The 21343-nt window shown below is 60.1% G+C and carries 20 protein-coding genes; 11 read left to right on the forward strand and 9 right to left on the reverse strand.

Translation table 11 applies throughout. From position 1 onward, the window contains the following. On the forward strand, positions 1–1343 hold a 1343-nt coding region (locus NE584_RS16045), incomplete at its 5' end, for an LTA synthase family protein (RefSeq protein WP_256183240.1). Positions 1344–1736: 393 nt separating this feature from the next. On the opposite strand, the gene NE584_RS16050 is transcribed toward NE584_RS16045, so the two are convergent. The 5 genes from NE584_RS16050 to NE584_RS16070 all read right to left on the reverse strand — a co-directional run bounded on the left by NE584_RS16050 (position 1737) and on the right by NE584_RS16070 (position 7031). Continuing rightward, a complete protein-coding gene (locus NE584_RS16050) occupies positions 1737–2822 on the reverse strand; it encodes a PotD/PotF family extracellular solute-binding protein (protein ID WP_050623874.1) in 1086 nt (361 codons plus the stop codon). Positions 2823–2880: 58 nt separating this feature from the next. Continuing rightward, the gene (locus NE584_RS16055) at positions 2881–3744 is read right to left on the reverse strand and encodes an ABC transporter permease (RefSeq protein WP_050623875.1); all 864 of its coding nucleotides are present in this window, start codon (positions 3742–3744) and stop codon (positions 2881–2883) included. Next, the gene (locus tag NE584_RS16060; protein ID WP_256183241.1) at positions 3741–4598 is read right to left on the reverse strand and encodes an ABC transporter permease; all 858 of its coding nucleotides are present in this window, start codon (positions 4596–4598) and stop codon (positions 3741–3743) included. Before NE584_RS16060 ends, NE584_RS16055 begins: the two co-directional genes overlap by 4 nt. Then, positions 4585–5793: an ABC transporter ATP-binding protein gene (locus NE584_RS16065; protein ID WP_050623877.1), complete on the reverse strand. Its 1209-nt coding sequence runs from the start codon at positions 5791–5793 to the stop codon at positions 4585–4587. Before NE584_RS16065 ends, NE584_RS16060 begins: the two co-directional genes overlap by 14 nt. Positions 5794–6062: 269 nt before the next feature. Next, positions 6063–7031 (reverse strand): RluA family pseudouridine synthase, encoded by a 969-nt coding sequence (locus NE584_RS16070; RefSeq protein ID WP_050623878.1) that lies wholly within the window; start codon positions 7029–7031, stop codon positions 6063–6065. A gap of 230 nt (positions 7032–7261) precedes the next feature. On the opposite strand from NE584_RS16070, the gene NE584_RS16075 reads away from it, so the two are divergent. From NE584_RS16075 to NE584_RS16115, 9 genes are all read left to right on the forward strand, one after another. Then, positions 7262–7762, forward strand: coding sequence for a DUF177 domain-containing protein (locus NE584_RS16075; RefSeq protein WP_256183242.1), 501 nt, complete (start codon positions 7262–7264; stop codon positions 7760–7762). 61 nt (positions 7763–7823) lie between these two features. Beyond that, complete coding sequence (gene rpmF / locus NE584_RS16080; protein WP_050623880.1) at positions 7824–8009, forward strand: 50S ribosomal protein L32; 186 nt, start codon at positions 7824–7826, stop codon at positions 8007–8009. Positions 8010–8338: 329 nt separating this feature from the next. Further along, a complete protein-coding gene (locus NE584_RS16085) occupies positions 8339–8677 on the forward strand; it encodes a histidine triad nucleotide-binding protein (RefSeq protein WP_256183244.1) in 339 nt (112 codons plus the stop codon). A 458-nt stretch (positions 8678–9135) separates the two neighbouring features. Further along, on the forward strand, positions 9136–10035 hold the full coding sequence (locus NE584_RS16090; RefSeq protein WP_050622911.1) for a hypothetical protein: 900 nt from the start codon (positions 9136–9138) through the stop codon (positions 10033–10035). Positions 10036–10037: 2 nt separating this feature from the next. Next, complete coding sequence (gene metG / locus NE584_RS16095; RefSeq protein WP_050622910.1) at positions 10038–12008, forward strand: methionine--tRNA ligase; 1971 nt, start codon at positions 10038–10040, stop codon at positions 12006–12008. Positions 12009–12179: 171 nt separating this feature from the next. Beyond that, the gene (locus tag NE584_RS16100; RefSeq protein WP_050622909.1) at positions 12180–12374 is read left to right on the forward strand and encodes a DUF4177 domain-containing protein; all 195 of its coding nucleotides are present in this window, start codon (positions 12180–12182) and stop codon (positions 12372–12374) included. Positions 12375–12377: 3 nt separating this feature from the next. Further along, positions 12378–12746 carry a fluoride efflux transporter CrcB gene (crcB, locus tag NE584_RS16105; protein WP_256183245.1) on the forward strand — a complete coding sequence of 123 codons (369 nt, stop codon included), beginning with the start codon at positions 12378–12380 and terminating at the stop codon, positions 12744–12746. 153 nt (positions 12747–12899) lie between these two features. Then, on the forward strand, positions 12900–13334 hold the full coding sequence (locus NE584_RS16110; RefSeq protein ID WP_050622907.1) for a MarR family winged helix-turn-helix transcriptional regulator: 435 nt from the start codon (positions 12900–12902) through the stop codon (positions 13332–13334). A 1-nt stretch (position 13335) separates the two neighbouring features. Beyond that, on the forward strand, positions 13336–14709 hold the full coding sequence (locus NE584_RS16115; RefSeq protein ID WP_050622906.1) for an MATE family efflux transporter: 1374 nt from the start codon (positions 13336–13338) through the stop codon (positions 14707–14709). Between the two features lie 77 nt (positions 14710–14786). On the opposite strand, the gene NE584_RS16120 is transcribed toward NE584_RS16115, so the two are convergent. From NE584_RS16120 to NE584_RS16130, 3 genes are all read right to left on the reverse strand, one after another. Beyond that, a complete protein-coding gene (locus NE584_RS16120) occupies positions 14787–16109 on the reverse strand; it encodes an aspartate aminotransferase family protein (protein WP_256183246.1) in 1323 nt (440 codons plus the stop codon). Between the two features lie 143 nt (positions 16110–16252). Further along, positions 16253–16882 (reverse strand): GntR family transcriptional regulator, encoded by a 630-nt coding sequence (locus NE584_RS16125; RefSeq protein ID WP_256183248.1) that lies wholly within the window; start codon positions 16880–16882, stop codon positions 16253–16255. Between the two features lie 68 nt (positions 16883–16950). After that, a complete protein-coding gene (locus tag NE584_RS16130) occupies positions 16951–17937 on the reverse strand; it encodes a carbohydrate kinase (RefSeq protein ID WP_256183249.1) in 987 nt (328 codons plus the stop codon). 268 nt (positions 17938–18205) lie between these two features. On the opposite strand from NE584_RS16130, the gene NE584_RS16135 reads away from it, so the two are divergent. After that, positions 18206–18427 (forward strand): hypothetical protein, encoded by a 222-nt coding sequence (locus tag NE584_RS16135; protein ID WP_256183250.1) that lies wholly within the window; start codon positions 18206–18208, stop codon positions 18425–18427. Between the two features lie 62 nt (positions 18428–18489). Here NE584_RS16135 and NE584_RS16140 read toward each other — a convergent pair. Beyond that, a partial coding sequence (locus NE584_RS16140) for a hypothetical protein (protein WP_256183251.1) occupies positions 18490–21343 on the reverse strand: 2854 nt, incomplete at its 5' end.

Raw genomic sequence — 21343 nt, forward strand, 5'->3', positions numbered from 1 at the left:
CCACCTCCAGCCCGGACTGGGCGAAGCCGGTGTACAGCTTGCCGCCCACCACCAGTATCGATTTCGACCGGCTGATAGCGGAGGAGACAGACGAGGACCTGCTCCAGATGCACACCTATTTTTCCCAGCAGGTGCCCACAGCAAAAAATGAGTGGACGGGCTATTTTCAGGGAAAGAATTTGATCTGGATCGTGGCAGAGGGGTTCTGTACCCTGGCTATGGACCCGGAGCGCACTCCTGTGCTCTATGAGATGGCCCACTCTGGCTTTGTGTTTGACCACTTCTACACCCCTCTGTGGGGGGTGTCCACCTCGGATGGGGAGTACACCACCACCACGGGGCTCATCCCAAAGTCCGGGGTGTGGAGCTACTCCCAGTCCGCAGGAAATTACATGCCCTTCGGTTTTGGGAACCAGTTCAGCCAGCTGGGCTACCGGACGATGGCCTTCCACGACTACCTCTATACCTACTATGACCGGGATAAGTCCTTCCCCAACATGGGCTATGAGTACTATGCCCTGGGGCACGGGTTAGAACTGGAAGAGATCTGGCCTCCCTCTGACCTGGAGATGATGGAAGAAATCGTTCCCATGTTCGTGGATGAGGAGCAGTTTATGGTCTACTGCCTGACGGTGAGCGGCCATCTGAACTACACCTATGAGGAGAACGCCATGTCCCGCAGGCACTGGGACGAGGTGGCTGGCCTGCCGTACAGCGAGGGGCCCAAGGCATATCTGGCCTGTCAGATGGAGCTGGAACTGGCCATGGAGAGCCTGCTCATCCAGCTGGAGGAGGCGGGCAGGCTGGATGACACCGTCATCGTCCTTTCAGGCGACCACTACCCCTACGGACTGACCGACGAGGAGTACAGTGAGCTGCTGGGCCGTCAAGTGGACCCCAACTTTGAGATATTCCAGAACACCCTGATTCTGTGGAACGCCCAGATGGAGGAGCCGGTGCGGGTGGAGAAGCTTTGCTCCAGCCTGGATGTAATGCCCACCCTGGCTAACCTGTTCGGCCTGGAGTATGACTCGCGGCTGATGGCGGGGCGGGATATCCTGTCTGACGAACCCGGGTTGGTGATCTTCTCGAATTACAGCTTCCTGACAGAGGAGGGGGCATACAACTCAGTGCTGGATGAGTTCCGGTCCTGGGACGGCTCCCCGCCGGACGAGGCGTATGTGCAGAGCCAGATCGCCGAAGTGCAGAACCGGGTGGCCTATTCGGCCATGATCCTGGACCACGACTACTACCGGGTGGCCCTGAACGGGCCGCCCAGGGAGGAAGGCTCCCTGTTCAGTGCCCATCGGGAGCCCCAGCCGGACTCCGGCTGGCTGGACTGAATCCAAAAATGCCCGGCCCACTCAATGCGTTGAGCAGGCCGGGCATTTTGTATGATGGGAACCGGACCATAGATGGGGGCCGGAGAGTCTTTGGTCTGTCTCCCGGGCAGGCTGTTGTCCGTGCGGGAGACAGTGGGCGCACCGCCGTGCGCCGGAGGTGAGACGCAGCCCGGGGAGAACGGGCCGCATACTCGGGGTTGGGAGGGGATGGAGCCCTCCGTGGATTCTGGAAGGGGAAAGCCGGATCGCTCCGACCACCCATAGAATACCATACCAGGAGGGAAAAACATCAAGAAATTTGAGACAAAGCGTGAACGAATTGTAAATTGCTATGGAAGAAAAAGGACCCAGCCTTCCGGCTGGGTCCAATGGTTTTTTTGAAGGGAGCTGAGCTCAGGAGAGAATGCCCAAATCGGTCCACAGGTCGTTGTAGAGGGTGCGGGTGTCTACCGGGCGCACCAGATAGGCCTCGCAGCGGTCCAGAACCTCCTGGGGGGCAGCCATGATCTCATAGCGCTCCATGTCCAGGGGTTCGCCATAGGTCTCCTCGTAGTAGTCGGGATAGGAATCCAGGGCCTCCTGATTGGGGGAGGCGTACCAGATATAGTCCATATTTTTCAGGCTGGCATCGGTGGAAGCCATGAAGTTGATCCACTCATGAGCCTCATCCACATTCTCTGCGTTCTTAAGGATACACATGGCATCCACGAACCAGTTGGAGCCCTCCTCGGGGACCACGTAGACCAGGTCCTCATTGTTCTCCAGCATGCTCAGGTAGTCGCCGGCATAGTAGGTGGCCACGGCGGCCTCGCCGGCCTCCATCTTGTCGAAGACCTCGTCCATGACCCATGCCTGATACACACCGGCCTTCTTGGCCTCAGCAAGCAGATCGTAGGCGGCCCGCAGCTCCTCCTCGCTGTCGGTGTTGACGGAGTAGCCCAGATCCATCAGTGCGATGCCCAGGGCATCCCGGGAGTTGTTGATCATCAGGACCTGGTCGGCATACTGGGGGTCAAACATGGCGTCCCAGCTGGTGATGGGCTGGTCCACCATGGTGCTGTTGTAGATGATGCCCAGGGTGCCCCAGGTGTAGGGGACCGTATAGAGATTCTCCGGGTCATAGGACAGGTTCTTGAACCGGTCGGCGATTTTGGAAAAGTTGGGAATCTTGTCGTAGTCCAGAGGCTGGAGCATGTCCTCCTCGATGAGCTGGGAGATCATATAGTCCGAGGGGACGATCACATCGTAGCTGGTGCCGCCCAGAGTGAGAGAGGAGTAGAGCTCCTCGTTGCTGGGAGAGGTCTGGTAGTTGACTTCGATCCCGGTCGCCTCCTCAAACTGCTGGATGAGGCTCTCATCAATATATTCACCCCAGCTGCACACGTTGACCACCCGCTTTTCGGTACCGGAGCCGGAGCAGCCAGCCAGCAGGCCGGCGGACAGGGACAGGGTAAGAATGAGGGAAAATGCTTTTTTCAATGGATCATTCCTCCAATATTCTATGGTTTTCTATTTTCACGGCTGAAGGCCGCAAAAATCAGCGGCGGAGCTTCCTGGCCGCCTTCTCCTGACTGGCCTCCCGCAGGTTGATGACGATCAGCAGGATGAGCACGGTGGCGAACAGCAGGGTGGAGATGGCGTTGACCTCCGGACTGATGCGTTTTTTGGTCATGGCGTAGATGCGCATGGCCAGGTTGGCGGTGGTGGAGCCGGCGGTGAAGTAGCTGATGACAAAGTCGTCCACCGACATGGTGAAGGCGATGAGCAGGCCGTTGACGATGCCCGGCTTGATCTCAGGCACCACCACCTTCCAGAAAGCCTGCATCCAGGTGCAGCCCAGGTCCTGGGCCGCGTCCACCAGGTTCTTGTCCATCTGCCGCAGCTTGGGCATGATGGACAGGATCACATAGGGGATGTTGAAGGTGATGTGGGCGATGAGCATGGTGCCGAAGCCCAGATAGAGCTTGGTGGGCAGATCGGTGCCCAGACTGGCGTTGATCCACTCCGCAGCCTGTCCCCACAGGGAGAAGGCTGCCACAAAGAACAGACACATGCTCACACCGGTGACAATATCGGCGTTGACCATGGGTATATTGTTGATGGTCATCAGGGGACCGCGCCAGCGCCGCTTCATGTTGTAGAAGCCGATGGCGGCGAAGGTGCCCGCCACGGTAGCGATGACCGCCGCCAGGACGGAGACTGCCAAGGTGGTGTAGAAGGCGTCCAGGATCAGGTCATCCCGAAGCAGCTCCCGATACCAGTCCAGGGTAAAGCCGGCCCATACCGAGCGGCTGCTGGAGTCGTTGAAGGAAAAGACGATGAGTACCAGAATGGGGGCGTAAAGAAACACAAAGACCAGCGCCATGGAGAGGCGGCGGAAGAGAGAGGCGGAACGGCTCATAGCATCACCGCCTGTTCCTCGCCCTCACCGAAGCGATTCATTACCGACATACAGATGACCACGATCACCATCATCACCAGCGCCACGGCTGAGCCCAGATAGGGGTTATAGGCCGAGCCCTTGAACTGCATCTCAATCAGGTTGCCCAGCAGAAGATGCTTGCCGCCCCCCAGCAGATGGGAGATGGCGAAGGTGGACACCGCAGGGACGAACACCATGGTGATGCCCGAGAGGACCCCAGGCAGGGACAGGGGCAGGGTCACACGGCGGAACACCGTGACCGAATCGGCCCCCAGGTCCCGGGCGGCTTCGATCAGCCGGTGGTCCAGCTTGACGATGACCGAGTAGATGGGCAGGATCATGAAGGGCAGGAAGTTGTACACCATGCCCAGCACCACCGCGCCCTGGGTGTTGATCATTTTGAAATACTCGATCTCCGTGCCAAAGAGGCCGTTGATGAGGTCGAACAGGCCGATAGCGTCAAAAAAACGGTTGAGCAGGCCGGTGTTCTCCAGGATGGACATCCAGGCGTAGGTGCGCAGCAGGAAATTCATCCACATGGGCAGCATGATGAGCATCATGGCCACCCTCTGGAAGCCGGCTCCCTCCCGGGCCAGGAAACAGGAAATGGGGTAGCCCACCAACAGGCAGATCACGGTGGCGATGAGGGCCAGCTTGAAGGACCGGGTGAAGACCACCGCGTAGTCCCAGATGCGGGCGAAGTTGTCCAGGGTGAAGCCGCCTCCGGCGGAAGAAAAGGCATAGATCACCACCATCAGAATGGGGATGACCACAAAGATGGCCATCCAGACCACATAGGGGATGGAAAACAGGGAGAGCTTATTCCGCTTCATCTCCGGCCTCCTCCCCCTCTGCCTCCTCGGGGTCATAGGCGGCGTCGCTGATCTCGTCATACTCCTCGCTGTAAGAGGAGTAGTCTCCAAACATGCCGGAGTAATGGCTCTTCTTCATCACGTGGAAGCCGTCGGGATCGATCTTGATGCCGATACGGCTGCCCACCGGGGACAGGTCCGTGGTCTGGATCAGCCATTTGAAGCCATAGAAGTCCACGATGATGTCATACTGCATCCCCTTGAAGGTGACGGAGGTGACGGTCCCCTTCAGCTGGCCCTGCTCCTCTGGCACGATGTCCACATCCTCGGGGCGGATGACCACGTCCACCGGCTCGTTGGGGGCAAAGCCCTTGTCCAGGCACTGGAAACGGCGGTTGAAGATCTCCACCACGCCATCGGTGCGCATAATGCCGTCGATGATGTTGGACTCGCCGATGAAGTCGGCCACAAAGGCATTCTGAGGCTCGTTGTAGATGTCCTCCGGGGTGCCGATCTGCTGGATCTGCCCCTTGTCCATCACTACCACCGTGTCCGACATGGACAGGGCCTCCTCCTGGTCGTGGGTGACATAGATGAAGGTGATGCCCATGGCTTGCTGGATGCGCTTAAGTTCGTTCTGCATGTCTTTGCGCAGCCGCATATCCAGCGCCCCCAGAGGCTCATCCAGCAGCAGCACCTTGGGACGGTTCACCAGGGCGCGGGCAATGGCCACCCGCTGCTGCTGTCCACCGGACAGGGAAGACACAGAGCGCTTCTCAAACCCCTTCAGGTTGACGACATCCAGCATCTCCATGACCCGCTCCTGGATCTCCTTCTCAGTGAGCTTGACTTTTTGACGACGGATGACCTTTCCCTTCTCGTCCCGCTCCTCCTTCGCCTTGGGGATGCGCAGACCGAAGGCGATGTTTTCAAAGACGTTCAGGTGGGGAAACAGAGCGTATCTCTGAAATACTGTATTGATGGCCCGTTTGTGCGCCGGGACAGCATTGATCCTCACACCGTCAAAAAATACGTCGCCAGCGGTGGGCGTCTGGAAACCACCGATAATGCGCAGAGTGGTGGTCTTGCCGCATCCACTGGGACCGAGCAGTGTGAGGAACTCCTTGTCATGGATATTCAGCGTAATGTTATCGAGCACGACCTCGTCGTCAAACGCCATGGTGCAGTCCACCAGGCGGATCAACTCCTTGGACATGTATCCTCCCCCATTTCCTTTCAACTTACAGCTTGTCAGCTCCCTCGGTCTCATTCCCGCCGCTGTCCGCAGCAGAGGGACAGCTGGAGGTCCCGGCGGGGATTCACAGATAGCGAGATACACTATATCCGCTTACCGATAAAATGTCAATGGATTTTGTCGAAAATCTCGGTGAAATCCCCCCGCCGGAAAACCGGGAAAGCCCGGCCGGAGCAAGGAAAACTGGGGGTGCGCCGGAGTGAGGGGAGATCCCGGCGGACCGGCGGGGATCACAGGGAAAAGCCGGGAAAATATTCCGTCACGAAGTCCACCTGTTCCACCTGGAACTGCTGTCCGTCCAGAGGAGCCAGCGCCCCGGCGTCGGTAGTGAAGCAGAACTCCAGCCGGTAGGAGTACAGGGCCTGATAGCTGCGGCCGTAGCGCTTGTTCTGCCGCTCGCTGCCATATTTGCCGTCTCCCAGCAGGGGGTGCCCGGCGGCGGCGAACTGGGCCCGGATCTGGTGGGTGCGCCCGGTGATGAGCTGGCAGCGCACCAGGGAGAGCCCGTTCCGGACGGCCAGGGTCTCGTACAGTGTGACGGCCGTCTTGGCCCCCGGCCTGGGACGGCTGCTCACGGTGACCTGTTTTTTTGCCTCATCTTTCAGAATGTAGCCCTCCAGCCGGCCGGCGGGGCGCGGGAGAGTTCCGTGGACTATGCAGAGATAGTATTTTTTCAGCTCACGGTCCCGGATCTTCTGGTTCATCACCCGAAGTCCCTCCGCCGTTTTGGCGGCGATGACGATGCCCCCGGTGTTCCGGTCGATACGGTTGCACAGGGCGGGGGCAAAGGCCCCCTCCTGGTAGGGGGACCACTCCTTTTTCTGGTAGAGGTAGGCCTGGATGTGGGTGATGAGCGTGTTGACCCGCTCCGTCTCGTCGGGGTGGACCACCAGGCCGGGGCGCTTGTCCACTAGAAGGATGTGCTCATCCTCATAAAGGATCGTGAGTTTGGGCTGGTAGAGGGAGAGAAAGGCGTTTTCCGGTGTGGGGGTCTGGAAAAACTCGTCGTTGATATAAAGCTGGAGCAAGTCCCCCTGGACCAGACGCACGTCCCGCTTTGCCCCCCTGCCGTTGAGCTTGACCCGCTTGAGACGGATGTACTTCTGGGCCAGCGGGGCGGGGAGGAGGGGGAGGGTCTTGGCCAGCCAGCGGTCCAGGCGCTGTCCAGCGTCGTTCGTTCCAACGATAAATTCCTTCATGGGGCAAGTCGGTCCCTTCCACAGTATTGAGCGTGTGATATCCTGCCACCATTCCACCATATTCTTGTTTTTTTGTCAATCCCGATTTCGCCCGGCGGGCCGGCGGGGCGCCGCAAAAAAATTTTTTCCTCAAATGCAAAAAAGTATTTGACATTATTCCCCGATTTGTTTATAATACTCGCTGTACCATTCTGCGAGTATGGGGTCCATACCCCGGAGGGAGGTTCCATATGCGGCTGGATCTGAAGGACATCATCCACGTTCCGGGCGCGTCCAAGGACTTCCAATTTCAGCTGGACCTGTCCCAGCTGGAGTTTTATGGCTCCCATCCCATCAGCCGGCCGGTAGAGGCCGCGGGCACCGTGACCAACCACGCCGGGGCCTTGGAGCTGAGGGGCACGGCCCGCTCCCTTCTGGACCTGGCCTGCGACCGCTGCGGGAAGGAATTTTCCCGGGAAAAGGCGGTGCCTTTGGACTGCCTCCTGGCCGATGAGCTGGAGGACGAGGAGAACGACGAGATCGTGCTCCTGGAGGGCAGCGAGGTGGATCTGGACGAGCTGGTGACCACGGCTTTCGTCCTCGCGATGGATACAAAGAACCTTTGCTCAGAAGACTGCAAAGGGCTGTGCGCCAAGTGCGGAGCAGACCTGAACCTGGGTCCGTGCGGGTGCAGACCTGAAGTGGATCCACGATTGGCGGCGCTTGCGCAGCTGTTGGATGATGAAAACTGAGTAGTCCGAGAAGTGCCTGCGGGAGAAACGCAGGGCACGTAAACCGAAGGAGGTGTCACCAATGGCGGTTCCCAAAGGAAAAGTTTCGAAGGCCAGACGCGATAAGCGGCGCAGCTCCCACTGGAAGCTGGAGACTCCCGGTATCGTGACCTGCCCCAAGTGCGGTGCCTATCGGCTGCCCCACCGGATGTGCAAGTCCTGCCTGACCTATAATGGCCGCGAGTTCGGCCAGGTCGAAGCCCAGTAATAAAAAAAGACGCTGTGTGCAAACACAGCGTCTTTTTTTGTCCTGCTGGCTCCAACAAAATTTCCCCCTGGATTTTGCATCGGGGAGAAGGCAGGAAAGTTTGGAAGGAGTGGTACGCCTGGAAGAGAAGAAACAGATCCCGTGGAGACGCTGGACCGGACAAGCGTCAAAAGAGATGAGATCCTGCTGGGAGGCAGTTTTCTATGGGGAAAACTGGGAGGATCCAGACTCTGGGGACAACAAAAGGGTGCTGAGCAATGAAAAATTTCTTGAAATCCCGGGGAAATGCGGTACAATGGTCTTATATGACAAACAAAGGAGGTCCCCCAATGTCCGATTGTCTGTTCTGTAAGATCGTCGCGGGAGAGATCCCGTCCAACAAGGTGTATGAGGACGAGCAGTGCTTCGCCTTCTATGACATCGATCCCCAGGCGCCCACCCACTTCCTGGTCATCCCCAAGGCCCACATCGCCTCCGCTGCCGAGGTGACGGCGGAAAACAGCGGGGTGGTGGCCCACATCTTTGAGGTCATTGCCAAGGTGGCCAGGGAGCTGGGACTGGACAGCTACCGCATCGTCTCCAACATCGGGGAGCAGGCGGGGCAGAGTGTAAAGCATCTGCATTTCCATGTACTGTCCGGCCGGGATATGACTTGGCCTCCGGGCTGAGAGGAGCCTGCTCCCCGGGGCCCCATCGAAGATGGGGACGGCGCTTGCGCCGTACAAGCGTTTTGCCGGAGGCAAAACCTTGGCGGAGGGGCGGCTGGGCCGCCCCGAGCAATGAGATCCCGAAGGGAACCCGCAAAATGGAAACATTTTGTGGGCCTGCTCCATGGCCATCATCACCGCCGCTCTGGCGGAGTAAACGGCCAGACGACCACAGACTGCGCCGGCGGGCCCCAGTGGGGCCCGTCGTTTTGCGTCTTGTGAGGGGACAGGGAAGAAACGGCAGGCACATGGGAGATGCGGTTTTATAAAATCGTTTCGGGGGCCTGTACCGCTTTTTAAGATGCCCACCTTGAAAGGACTGGGAAAAAAACGGCGGATTTTTTCCCTCTGTGTTGCATTTTCTCTGCGGGTAAGGTATGATAATAAAAGCGCATTCTCCCAGTTTTAGGAGTGTTGTCATGAGAAAAGATATCGCTTTGCCCGTGCTGGCCCTGGCGGGGGGCGGCGCCTGCCTCGCCCTGCGCCGCTGGCAGCTGGCCGCCGCGCTGGACCCAGAGACCGAACTGTTCCGCTCCGTCCCGGCCACGCCGGTGCTGATCGGTGTGCTGGCCCTGCTGGCGCTGCTGTTCCTGGTCCTGATCCAGGGGGGAGGGAAGCCGGAGGACTATCCCGCAGCCTTCCGCTGTCCCAGCTCCCTGTATATGACCCTGGTGACGGCGGGGAGCCTGCTCCTGCTGGCCGCCGCGGCGCTGGGTACCCTGGGCTTTTTCCGGGCGTTTCAGCTGTGGCGGGACGGACTGGGCCAGGGACTGCCCGTGATGGAGCTGCTGGCTGCCGTATTGTGCATCCCCTCCGCTGCAGCGCTGATGATCCTGGGGCGGGGCCATTACCGGGGAGGCCTGCCCGCCTGTTATCCCGGCCTGACCACCCTGCCCGGCTACGCCGCCCTGCCCTGGCTGGTGGGGATCTATCAGGAGTACTCCCGGGACCCGGTGGTGCTGCGGTTCGCAGATATGATCCTGGCGGTGGTGTGTGCGGTGCTGGCGCTGTACTTCGCCGCCTCCTTCGCTTTCCGCCATCCCAGGCCCAGGCTGTGCCTGTTTTTTTCCCTGATGGGGATCGTTCTGAACCTGGAGGCGCTGGCCAACGGACAGTCCCTCTTCTTTACCGCGCTGACCGCTGCTGCGGTGCTGGTCCTGCTGGCCCAGAGCTGGGCGCTGCTGCGCACCTGCTTCGGCCCGGCTTGGCCGGAGTGCCTGCTGGAGGATCGAATGCCCAGCGGGGCATTGGAACGGGCAGAAGGGGACAATGCCCCGGGAGGAGCCGGGGTCGAGAATCATCATCGGGAGGACGACTGAATATGGAACGCAAGAGATTTTATATCACCACCCCTATCTACTATCCCAGCGACAAGCTGCACATCGGCCACACCTACTGCACCGTGGCCACCGACGCTATGGCCCGGTATAAGCGTCTCACCGGCTGTGAGGTCATGTTCCTGACGGGCACCGACGAGCACGGCCAGAAGATCGAGGACAAGGCCAAGGAGGCCGGCGTTACCCCCAAGGAGTATGTGGACCGCATCGTGGAGGGGGAGCGGGGCGTGCTGGATCTGTGGAAGCTGATGAACATCAGCAACGACCGGTTCATCCGCACCACCGATGACTACCACGTGTCCGCCATCCAGAAGATATTTAAGAAGATGTATGAGAAGGGGGACATCTACAAGGGCAAGTATGTAGGGAAATACTGCAAGCCCTGTGAGTCCTTCTGGACCGAGAGCCAGCTGGTGGACGGCAAGTGCCCTGACTGCGGCCGGGATGTGGTGGACGCGGAGGAGGAGGCCTACTTCTTCCGCCTGTCCAAGTACGCCGACCGGGTACAGCACCTGCTGGAGGACACCGACTTTTTGGAGCCCCGCAGCCGGGTGAATGAGATGGTGAACAACTTCATCAAGCCCGGCCTGGAGGACCTGTGCGTCAGCCGCACCTCCTTCACCTGGGGCGTGCCGGTGGACTTTGACCCGGGCCACGTGGTCTATGTATGGGTGGACGCCCTGTTCAACTACACCACCGCCCTGGGCTTCCTCAACGACCGGTATGACGACTATGAGAAGTTCTGGCCCGCGGACGTCCACTTTGTGGGCAAGGAGATCGTCCGGTTCCACTCCATCATCTGGCCCGCCATGCTGATGAGCATGGAGATGCCCCTGCCCAAGAAGGTGTTCGGCCACGGCTGGCTGCTGCTGGACGGAGGAAAGATGTCCAAGTCCAAGGGCAACGTGGTAGATCCCTATATCCTGGCGGAGAAGTTCGGAGTGGATGCCCTGCGCTTCTTCCTGATGCGCACCTTCCCCTTCGGCTCTGACGGCAACTTCTCCAACGAGCTGCTGATCCAGACCATCAACACGGACCTGGCCAACGACCTGGGCAATCTCCTCTCACGCACCGTGTCCATGGTGGGCAAGTATTTCGGCGGCACCCTGCCTGAGGAGCAGGCGGCGGACGAGGAGAAGGATGGGGAGCTGGTGGAGCTGATCTCCTCCCTGCGCACCAGGTATGAAGAGCAGATGGAGCACTACGCCTTCCAGAACGCCCTGGCGGAGATCTTCAAGGTGATCGGCCGGGCCAACAAGTATATCGACGAGAACACCCCCTGGACCCTGGCCAAGGACATGGAGGCCAACGGCGCCCGGCTGGCCCGGGTGATGTACAACCTGCTGGAGGTGCTGCGGGTCTCCGCTATCCTGCTCACCCCCTTTATCCCCCAGTCTGCTGCCGAGGTGCTCCGGCAGATCGGTGCCTGCGAGACCTGCTCTACCTGGGAGAGCGCCGCCGGCTATGGGGCCCTTTCTCACACTGTCACTGTCTCCCGGGGCGAGAACCTGTTCCCCCGCATCGATGCAGAAAAGGCCCTGTCCGAGCTGGAGGAGGCTGCGGCGGCGGCCAAGAAGGCAGCTCTGCCCGATTTGGAGGTGGAGCCTCAGCTCACAGAGAAGGTGGACTTTGACACCTTTTGCAAGAGCGATTTCCGGGCCGTTAAAGTCAAGGCCTGCGAAACAGTGAAGAAGTCCAACAAGCTGCTGCGCTTCACCCTGGACGACGGCACCGGCACCGACCGGCAGATCCTCTCCGGCATCGCGATGTGGTACAAGCCCGAGGAACTGGTGGGCAAGACCCTGGTCGCCATCGTCAACCTGCCCCCCCGGAAGATGATGGGACTGGAGTCCAACGGTATGCTGATCTCCGCCGTCCACACCGAGAAGGGCGAGGAGCAGCTCAACCTGCTGATGATCGACGACAAGATCCCCGCTGGGGCCAAGATGTGCTGAACGGGACTGTGGGACAGATCGAAAAAGATCTGCGTCATTTTAATGGGGCGGGCCGTTGGCCCGCCCCATTTTTGTGCTATACTGAAAGCAGACGCCGGGGGGAGAAACTGGCTCCGGCCCCGCCTCCGGGTACCGGAACGGGAAAGCATCTTTGAGAAAGGAAGGATGGACATGTACCGATATGAATATGTGACCTATCGCACCGGGGGCGGCTTCTGGATGGATAACAGCGCCTGTGAGCACCGGGAGATCATAGACGAGTACGCGGCCAAGGGTTGGCGTTACGTGGGATATCTGCCCACCATGTTTTCCGGGGAGGGCGGCACTAAGGAAGTGGACCTGATCTTTGAACGGGAGGAGCCCTGAGCCATGTGGTCCAACTGTTTGTTCGTGGCCCTGGGGGGCGGCCTGGGCGCCGTGGGGAGGTATCTGCTCAGCCTGATTGCCGCCCCATGGTCCTTTCCGGTGATGACCCTGCTCACCAATTTTCTGGGGGCGATGGTCATCGGCGCCGTGGCCCAGGCGGCGGGACAGCTGCCCATGTCCAAAAGTGCAGTTCTGTTTTTGAAGACCGGACTTTGCGGTGGTTTTACCACCTTTTCCACTTTTTCACTGGAGACGGTGGAGCTGCTGGAGCAGGGGAGATGGGCCGCCGGGGGCGGGTACATCCTGGCCAGCGTGGGTCTGTGCCTGGCGGGGGTGCTGCTGGGGCGGGCCCTGGTGTGGAAGATCCTTTGAGGATGGAGACCCGCATCTGAGGGCGGCGCCTCTATCCAAATGAGGGCTGCCGCGGGGAGAAAATCGTGCGGACGGGGTTGACAGAGAAAGGATCTTCTGCTATATTAGTTAAGCAAATTTATATAAATTCGCTTAATGAAATGAGGGGAACGGATGGACCTGCGGGATAGTCTGAACCGGTATTACTACGATGTAACGGTCAGTGATCTGAGGCAGATCAGCCGCACCGGCGGCGGAGAGCTGTCTTATAATAGCATCATGTATCTGGATGTGATCTCCTACCAGCGGGCCCAGGGGGAGTGTACGGTGAGCACCCTGGCCAATACCCTTCACATCACAAAGTCAGCGGTGACCATCAAGGTCAACGAGCTGGAGCGGCTGGGGATGGTGACCAAGACCCGCAGCGAGACCGACCGGAGGGTGATCCAGTTGGACGTATCTCCGCAGATGACACAGTCGCTCCGAGCCTATGAGGGCCCGTTTGAGCGGGCGATCCGACTGGTGGAAAGGAGCTTCACACCGGAACAGATCGCGGTGTTCTGTTCCATTTTGAATACGTTTACTTCGGAATATATAAAGGATTTTTAAAATGACACAGCATGAAAAATTATTTGAGAGCCTTCCGCCCACCCGGCTGTTTTTCCGGTGCGCCTTGCCCAGCATGATAAGCATGGCGATGCTCTCCCTGTACACAGTGGCGGACGGCATCTTTGTGGGGCGCTATGTGGGCCCCAACGCTCTGGCGGCGGTCAATCTGGTGATGCCGCTGATCATGATGAGTTTCGCACTGGTGGACCTGGTGGCGGTGGGGTCCTCCGTTCAGATCTCTATCCGCCTTGGGGAAAAAAATGAGAGGGCGGCCAACCGGATCTTCAGCTTCTGCACCGGGCTGATCGTGGCGCTGTCCTGCGTCATCGGGCTAGGCGGCTTTTTCCTGGCCGGGCCGATGGTGTCCCTGATGGGGGCGGAGGCGGAGGTCACCGCCATGGGGGCGGAGTATATGCAGGTATATGCCGTATTCGCGCCAGTCATTATGGTATTCTTTGCAGTGGACAACTATCTGCGCATCTGCGGCCGGGTGCGGTACAGCATGATACTCAATGTGGTTACAGCACTGTTGAACATCGTGCTGGATTTTCTATTTTTGGTAGTTTTCCGCTGGGGGGTGGCCGCGGCAGCGGCGGCCTCCTGTCTGAGCATTGCCCTGGGTACAGTGCTGGGCTTCCTGCCCTTTGTGATGGGCCGTCTCCCTCTGCGTTTTGTTCGGGGGACCATCTCTGCCCGTCAGCTGGGGAATATTTTGGCCAATGGCAGCTCGGAGTTCTTTTCCAGTATTGCGGGATCTGTGATGATGGTCATTCTCAACAGCGTACTGCTGAGGCTGTCCGGGTCTATGGCGGTGGCGGCTTTCTCTATCGTGATGTATGTGGACAGCATCGTGGGCTCTCTGCTGTTTGGTATGGCAGATTCCATTCAGCCCGCCATCAGCTACAACTACGGCGCCCGGCGCCGGGACAGGATGCTGGCCCTGGAAAAGAGGGTGCTTTTGACAGGCGCGGCGGTGTCGCTGGCGGCTTTGCTGTGGATGCAGCTGGGGGGACAGTATGTCATCCCTCTCTTTATCCAGGGGGATGACCCCGCCCTGCTGGAGATGAGCTTGCGGGCCATGAGGCTGTTCTCCCTGTCTTATCTGCTGGGCTGGGCAGGGACCTGTCTGAGCTCCTTCTTCACCGCATTGAACCGGCCGGGACGCTCCCTGATCCTGGCCTTCAGCAAGACGCTGGTCTTTCCGCTGGCCTGTCTGGCGGTGCTGCCAGCCGCGCTGGGGCTGGACGGCGTGTGGCTGACGGCGCCGGCGGCCGGAGTGCTGACCGCCGCTCTGGCAGTCTGGTTTTTGATCGCAGTGCTGCGGCAGGAGAGAGCCCAGGACCGGCAGGAGGGGGAGGGTACACCCCAGGCGTGAGACCCGGTCCCAACATCAGAAAAAACAGGTCCTGCGCTCAGAGGAGCGCAGGACCTGCTTTAATGAATCACGGCGGTTCACGCCTCCTGGGCCATGACGGCCAGGGCCTCATCCACGGCGGAGAGGAGGTACTGGATGTCCTCCTCTGTGTGGGCGGGGGAGAAGCAGAGGCGGCTGTTGTGCAGGATGCCGCGGTCCTTCAGCAGGGCCATAAAGCGGCTGTGCTTGGGGAAGCTGGCGTTGGCCAGGGCGTCCCGGTGGTTGATGATCTTCTCCTTCTTGGTGAACACAGGAAAGAGCGCCCCCGGCATCCCCTGGACGATCATGTCCACGCCGTGCTTTCTGGCCAGAGCCTCCATGCCATCCTTGGCCATCTGGGTGTACCGGCGGATCAGGCGGAACGCCTCTCCGTCGTTGGCCTCCAGCTGCCGGATAGTCTCCAGCACAGCCGCGGCGGCCAGGGGATGGCCATTGTAGGTGCCCACGGCCAGGACGCGGTTGTCCTCGATGACCTGCATGACCTCCCGCCGGCCGGCGAAGGCGGCCACAGGGAAGCCGCCGCCGATGGCCTTGGCAAAGGTGCACAGGTCGGGGGTGACGCCGAAGTACTCCTGGGCGCCTCCCAGCGCCAGGCGGAAGCCGGTGAGGGTCTCGTCAAAGACCATCAGCACGCCATACCGGGTACACAGCTCCCGCAGTCCCTCCAGAAAGCCGGGCTCAGGCATGCAGCCGGTCATATTCAGGGTCACGGGCTCCATGATGACGCAGGCGATCTGATCCCCCTGCTGCTGGAACAGGGCGGCCAGCCCCTCCAGATCGTTGTATTCTGCCAGGAGGCAGTCATCCAGGGCGTGGGGGGCGCGGCCCTCGGTGTAGCACATGGCGGAGTAGAAGTCGTCCGGGTCCACGCCGTCCCGGGCCTGAAGATCGCCGCGGTCGGTGCGGCCGCCCAGAACGAAGTCCATGCCCCCGTTGTACTGCCCCTTGAACTTTACATACAGGGGGCGTCCTGTATAAGCCCGGGCCACCCGGATGGCGTTGAAGACTGCGTCCACGCCGGAGACGGCGAAGCGGACCAGCTCGGCGCAGGGGACCACCTGCTGGATCTTTTCCGCGGCTTCGATGGCCGCCAGACAGTCCCGGTTCGTGTAGGCCTGGTCCAGCTGCTCCCTGAGGGCCCGGCGCAGCCCCTCGTTGCTGTGGCCCAGAATAGCGGGCCCGGCGGAGAGGGAGAAGTCGTAGTACACATTGCCGTCATAGTCGGTCATGCGGCAGCCCTCGGCGCTTTTGACATAGACCGGAGCGACGCCTTTGGCCTTCTTGAAATTGGACAGGACACCGCCGGCCAGGCAGCGGCTGGCGCGCTGGAACAGAGCTTCATTTTCCGTATGGACAGTCATGTGAGTGGCCTCCTTCTGGATCGTTGTGCTCTGAGTATAACAGATGTATACATCTTGGTCAATAGAAAAAGTCTAAATTAAAAAAGAAAATTAAAAGATGCATACAATAAGAGATCCCCCGGCAGTGTCGGGGGATCTCCAGATCAATATTGAATGTGGTTCTCCAGCAGCTCTGTCAGCCGCGCCAGATCCCGGCGGCGGATGCAGTCCAGGATGGCCAGGTGCTCCGTAAGGCTCTCCTCCACCCGGGAGAGCAGGCGGACCGACAGGTACTGATACCGGCGCAGCACGGCCCGCAGGTCGTTGGTGGCCTTCTGGGCATAGCGGTTGCCGCTCTTTTGCAGGATCTGGTCGTGGAGGGCCCAGTCCGCGTCGGCAAACTCCTCCACGCGGACAGTCTCCCCCTGTTCCAGCCGTACCTGGAGGGAGCGGAAGCGGGCCTCCAGGGCGTCCAGCTCCTCTGAGGAGAAAGCGCCAATGGCGGTCCGGGCGGCCAGCACCTCCAGGGCCTGGCGCACCGCGTAGGCATCCTCGATGTCCTTCTGGGTGGCAGATTTGACGAAGGTGCCCACGCCGTCCCGGATCTCCACCAGGTCGTCCCGCATCAGCATCTTCAGGGCCTCCCGGATGGGGGTGCGGCTCATGTTCAGCTTCTGGGCCAGGGCCACCTCGCTGAGCATGGCGCCGGGGGGGAGCTGATTGTCCAGGATACGGCGCTTCAGGGTGTCATAGGCGAACTCTGCGCGGCTGGTCTTTTTCTCTTTGACGGGCAAAGGGCCACCTCCTTCAAGACGGAATGACTGATTATAACACGGAAGGGGAGAGGGAACAAGAGGGGGATTCATAGGGAGAGGGGGGCGGGCTCTCCCATCCGGGCCACCACCTGGGCCAGCTCCGGGATGCTGGGGATGCCGCCGGGGTGCTGAGTGGAGAGGCTGGCGGCGGTGACGGCAAAGCGGGCGATCTCCTCCAGGCCGCCCCGGTCCAGCTCCTCCGGGGGGACGCGGAAGTCCAGCAGGCGGTGGAGGGCGCTCCCGCCGAAGATGTCGCCCGCGCCGGTGGTATCCACAGGGGAGACCTGGGGGGCGGTCAGGGCACAGCTCCCCCTCCGGTTCTGGAGGTAGCAGCCCCGGGGACCCAGGGTGACCATGGCCAGGGAGACGCCGCACTCCTCCAGCAGGCGGCGGGCCCCCTCCTGGGGGGAGCAGCCCCAGAGAAAGTCCACCTCCTCGTCGCTGAGCTTGACCACATCCGCCTGGCACAGGCTCCACAGGATCTGGGCCCGGGCCTCCGCGGGGGAGGGCCAGAGGGGGAGACGCAGGTTGGGATCAAAGGTGACGGTCCGGCCCAGCTCCCGGGCGTAGGCCACCGCGGTCCGGGTGGCGGATCGGGCGGGCTCGTCGGTGAGGCTGAGGGAGCCGAAGTGGAAGAGACAGCAGCGCTGGATGAGGGAGCGGTCCACCTCCTCCCACCGGAGCTGGGTGTCCGCCCCCGGCTTGCGTGCAAAGCTGAAGGAGCGGTCCCCCGCGGCATCCAGGGTGACAAAGGCCAGAGTGGTGAAGGCGGAGGAGGTGAGGCGGATGCCCCGGGTCTGGACTCCAGCCCGGCGCAGGGACTCCAGAAGGAGGTGGCCGAAGGCATCCTCTCCCACCTTGCCCAGAAAGGCGGTGCGCCGGCCATATCTGCTCAGGGCGGCCAGAAGATTGCCCGGCGCGCCCCCGGGATTGGCCTTGAGCGTGGGACAGCCCGCCCCATCGGTGGACACGGGGGTAAAATCAATGAGCAGCTCGCCCAGGGCCACAACGTCATAGACAGCTTCCTCACACATAAAAACACCTCCACAGCGGCCGTGGGGCCCACGGCCGGGATCATATTTCCATTATATCCGAGAGTAAGAAGAAAATCCAGAAAAAGCGGGGGCGCGCACGATGCGCCCCTCAAAAATGCCCATGGGTCCTGTGGAGGCGGGACAGAAATGGGCATAGTCCCGCTTGATTTCCATAATTTGTATTGAAACGTCTCACAAAAAGCTCTTTCCCTCCGGTTTTGAGCGGGTCCGGATCTGCCGGGCCCAGTCAGGACAGGAGGGATTTTTTATGGCAAGCAGACAGACGCAGTATTATGGGCTGAATCAATGGGAGGCTGCGGACCAGGTGCTCCGGACGGAGTTTAACGCGGATAATCAAAAGATCGACGGGGCGCTGAAAGCCATGCGGGATCTGATCGTCAGCCCCAGCGTTCTCAATGCGGTACTGGATAAGCTGCGCAGTGATATCAACGCCCTGTCTGCCCGGGTGGATAAGCTGGAGGGGAAGTGAGAGAATCCCCCGGAGCAAATGCTCCGGGGGATATAAGGATTTAGCTGAGATATGAGCTAAAATTAAACATCCAGCTCAACAGTCACATTACCGGTGGGATTGCTGATGGTCCCGGTCCAGACAGCGGCCTGGCCCTCGACGGTGATCCAATACACAGTCATGCTAGGGGTGACAGCTCCGGCCACAGGATTCTCACAAGCGGCGTCGGAATAGATGGTGCCAAACTGGTTCTGGAGGACCTTCAGTTCAGCTTCAGTGCTGATGGTGGTGCTGTCGGTCTTCTGATCCACGCCGTTCACCTTCGTGAACTCGCCAGTGGCGCCGGTCACCTTCACCTGGGCGTTGGTCGCACCGATAAAATCAGTGGTCAGCTCAACAGTGATAGAACCGTCTCTCTCAATGGTGGTCTCGCCGCTGGTCTTGATCATATGACGACCGCTCCACCACTCGCTGGTCTCATCATAAGTCACAGTGTACACGTCAGGATCAGTATCCACGTCGATCACCACGTTCTCCAGACCGGCGGGAATGGTGACGGTCCAGTTCTTGGTGTCAATCTTGGCGGTAACATTACAATCAACGGAAGTGATGGTGTAGCCCTCCTTGGGGGTCAGTGTCACCACAACCTCCTCATCGGTCTTAGCGCTGTCCTTGTCGCCAGTAGCATTACCATTCACAGTGATGGTGCGGCCGTTGGCGGTGGCCTTCGCGTTGAGCGTCAAGGGGGCGTTAATAGTGTACTCGCCGCTCGGGTCCGCAGCAAAGGAGTAGCCGGGCTTGGCGGTGGCGGCCACGGTGATCTTGGTGCCGGCAACGATCTCCACAGGCCCGGTGTAGGGCTCGCCGTCGATGGTCACGTCGGCGTTCTCAACATCGACAGTCACGGTGTAAGAGATGATGGGGTCCACCACGGGCTTATAGATGATATATACCAGCTCGGCGTACTCCTCGTCCTTCTCCACCACGGTGACGTAGGTCAGATAGTCGATGCCGTCCTGCTCCTCGGGCTCATCCTCAAGGATCATGTCGCTGATGCCGCCCTCAGAGACGGAGTACTTCCAGCCGCCCGTATAAGCGGCATAGGAACCAGCAGCCTTAAACTCAGCGGGCTTCTTGGGCTCCATCTCCACGTAGACGAAGACGGTCCCCTCATCGCCGCTGTCGGTGTCGAACTTGACTTCCTTGGACTGGGTGGTGGTCAGCCAGAAGGCGTCATCGCCGGTGGCGTTGACCACGTTGTCCTCCAGCGCGACCTCCCGGTACTCGGTGATGTACTGCTCATCGGTGGTCTTCACAGCCTTGTACAGGGTGCCCTCTTCCAGCGCGTTCAGATCCTGGTCGATGAACACGGACTGCTTCTGGCCGTCCACATAGGCGTTGAAGTACTCCCAGTAGTAGTCGCCGTCGTACTTCAGGGACTCGCGCTTGGTGCTGGTCAGGTAGAAGTAGGTGCTGTCCTCGTCATAGATCTCGCCATCCAGGATGAAGACGATCTCAGCCACGCGGCCGTCCATGACATAAGCCAGCTGGGCCTTCTCCACGTTGGGCACCTCGTCATAGCCGATGTAGGCCACGTTGTTCATGGTGTCCACGAAGATGGTCTGCTTGTCAACGATGAACTCGTTGTCGCCCTGGGAGACATAGGCCTTGCCGTTCTTGATCTCGGCATCGGGATCAGCAACAAAGGCGTCATCCACCTTGGCGGGCAGGTACTTGTCGTTGACCTCCTTCAGGGAGTAGACATTGCTGCTCTCGCTGACGGTGTAGGCCCAGACGCGCTCGTCGATATTGGTGGCGTTCTTGATAACGTGCTCGGAGGCGTCCTTGTCCCAAGCAATATCAACACTGTCTCCATCGGTATTCTTGAAGGTGTCCTTCAGCTCCACCTTGGGGCTGGTGCCGTCGGCCAGGTCAACACGGGCGACCCAGTCGCGCAGCTCCTCGTCGGAGTCCTGAACGTACAGGTACTTGGTCTCGGACTCGCCGGCCAGCTTGAAGCCCAGAACGTAACCGTTGGGATCCAGGTACAGGTCGTAGTCCTCACCCAGCTCGGGGTGCTCATCGGTGTTGCTGTCCAGATCGTAGACGATGTGGTTTGCACCGGAGTAGGGGTACTTGGTGCCGTCGTCCAGCTTCAGATAGGTGTCGTCGTCGGTGCGGTCGTTCTCCACGCGGCTGACCTCACCGGTCGCGACCTCGGGAGTGATGACCTCGGCAATGTAGAAGTCGTCGTCCTCGTTCTGGTCGATGGTGAAGACGATGTAGTCGTCCTCCTCATAGCCCTCGACATAGAAGTCGCGGTCGTCCAGTTTGGCGTCGTCCTGGCTCAGATTGGACAGGGCCTTGACGTTGATGTACTCGCCGTCGTCGTCGGTCTTCACCTTGGAGACCTGGCCCATGTAGTAGTTGATGGCGACCACAGTGACGGTGGCGTCAGCGTCGTCCACATAGATCTCGGTGACGGTGCCCTTGCCGGTGTACTGATAGTCAGCATCTTCGCCCCGCTCAGGAACGTCGTTGCCCACGCTGTTGTCATAGACGGTGTCAGCGACATCGGTGCCCTCGTCATAGACCTTCTCGCCGTTGACATAGACGGTCCAGTCATAATCGGTCTCGTCGCAGACGGACTTGCCCAGATCCTTGTACACATCGTCCTCATCGGTGCCGGTGGTATAGGTGTAGGTGGGGGTGTTGGGAACGGTGATGATCTCGTCCTTGTCCAGCATGCGGACCATGGAGGCGATCAGGCCGCCGTCCTCGGTCAGAGTATCGGTCTTGCTGGTGTCGCCGGCATCGGTCTTGACATTGTAAGAGCCGGTGCCCCAGGTGGTGGCGGGACGGCCATAGATGGTCTCGGTGTCGGTCTTATAGACCAGGTCGAAGTTCTTGTAGCCCAGGGTCTGCAGGTAGTTGAAC

Source organism: Clostridium sp. DFI.5.61, from assembly GCF_024462915.1.
Taxonomy (GTDB): Bacteria; Bacillota; Clostridia; order Oscillospirales; family Oscillospiraceae; genus Lawsonibacter; species Lawsonibacter asaccharolyticus.

Coding starts and splice junctions, on each gene's coding strand:
- NE584_RS16055 (WP_050623875.1), bottom strand. CDS start 3,744: ATGAGCCGTTCCGCCTCTCTCTTCCGCCGCCTCTCCATGGCGCTGGTC.
- NE584_RS16060 (WP_256183241.1), bottom strand. CDS start 4,598: ATGAAGCGGAATAAGCTCTCCCTGTTTTCCATCCCCTATGTGGTCTGG.
- NE584_RS16065 (WP_050623877.1), bottom strand. CDS start 5,793: ATGTCCAAGGAGTTGATCCGCCTGGTGGACTGCACCATGGCGTTTGAC.
- NE584_RS16070 (WP_050623878.1), bottom strand. CDS start 7,031: ATGAAGGAATTTATCGTTGGAACGAACGACGCTGGACAGCGCCTGGAC.
- NE584_RS16075 (WP_256183242.1), top strand. CDS start 7,262: ATGCGGCTGGATCTGAAGGACATCATCCACGTTCCGGGCGCGTCCAAG.
- rpmF (WP_050623880.1), top strand. CDS start 7,824: ATGGCGGTTCCCAAAGGAAAAGTTTCGAAGGCCAGACGCGATAAGCGG.
- NE584_RS16085 (WP_256183244.1), top strand. CDS start 8,339: ATGTCCGATTGTCTGTTCTGTAAGATCGTCGCGGGAGAGATCCCGTCC.
- NE584_RS16090 (WP_050622911.1), top strand. CDS start 9,136: ATGAGAAAAGATATCGCTTTGCCCGTGCTGGCCCTGGCGGGGGGCGGC.
- metG (WP_050622910.1), top strand. CDS start 10,038: ATGGAACGCAAGAGATTTTATATCACCACCCCTATCTACTATCCCAGC.
- NE584_RS16100 (WP_050622909.1), top strand. CDS start 12,180: ATGTACCGATATGAATATGTGACCTATCGCACCGGGGGCGGCTTCTGG.
- crcB (WP_256183245.1), top strand. CDS start 12,378: ATGTGGTCCAACTGTTTGTTCGTGGCCCTGGGGGGCGGCCTGGGCGCC.
- NE584_RS16110 (WP_050622907.1), top strand. CDS start 12,900: ATGGACCTGCGGGATAGTCTGAACCGGTATTACTACGATGTAACGGTC.
- NE584_RS16115 (WP_050622906.1), top strand. CDS start 13,336: ATGACACAGCATGAAAAATTATTTGAGAGCCTTCCGCCCACCCGGCTG.
- NE584_RS16120 (WP_256183246.1), bottom strand. CDS start 16,109: ATGACTGTCCATACGGAAAATGAAGCTCTGTTCCAGCGCGCCAGCCGC.
- NE584_RS16130 (WP_256183249.1), bottom strand. CDS start 17,937: ATGTGTGAGGAAGCTGTCTATGACGTTGTGGCCCTGGGCGAGCTGCTC.
- NE584_RS16135 (WP_256183250.1), top strand. CDS start 18,206: ATGGCAAGCAGACAGACGCAGTATTATGGGCTGAATCAATGGGAGGCT.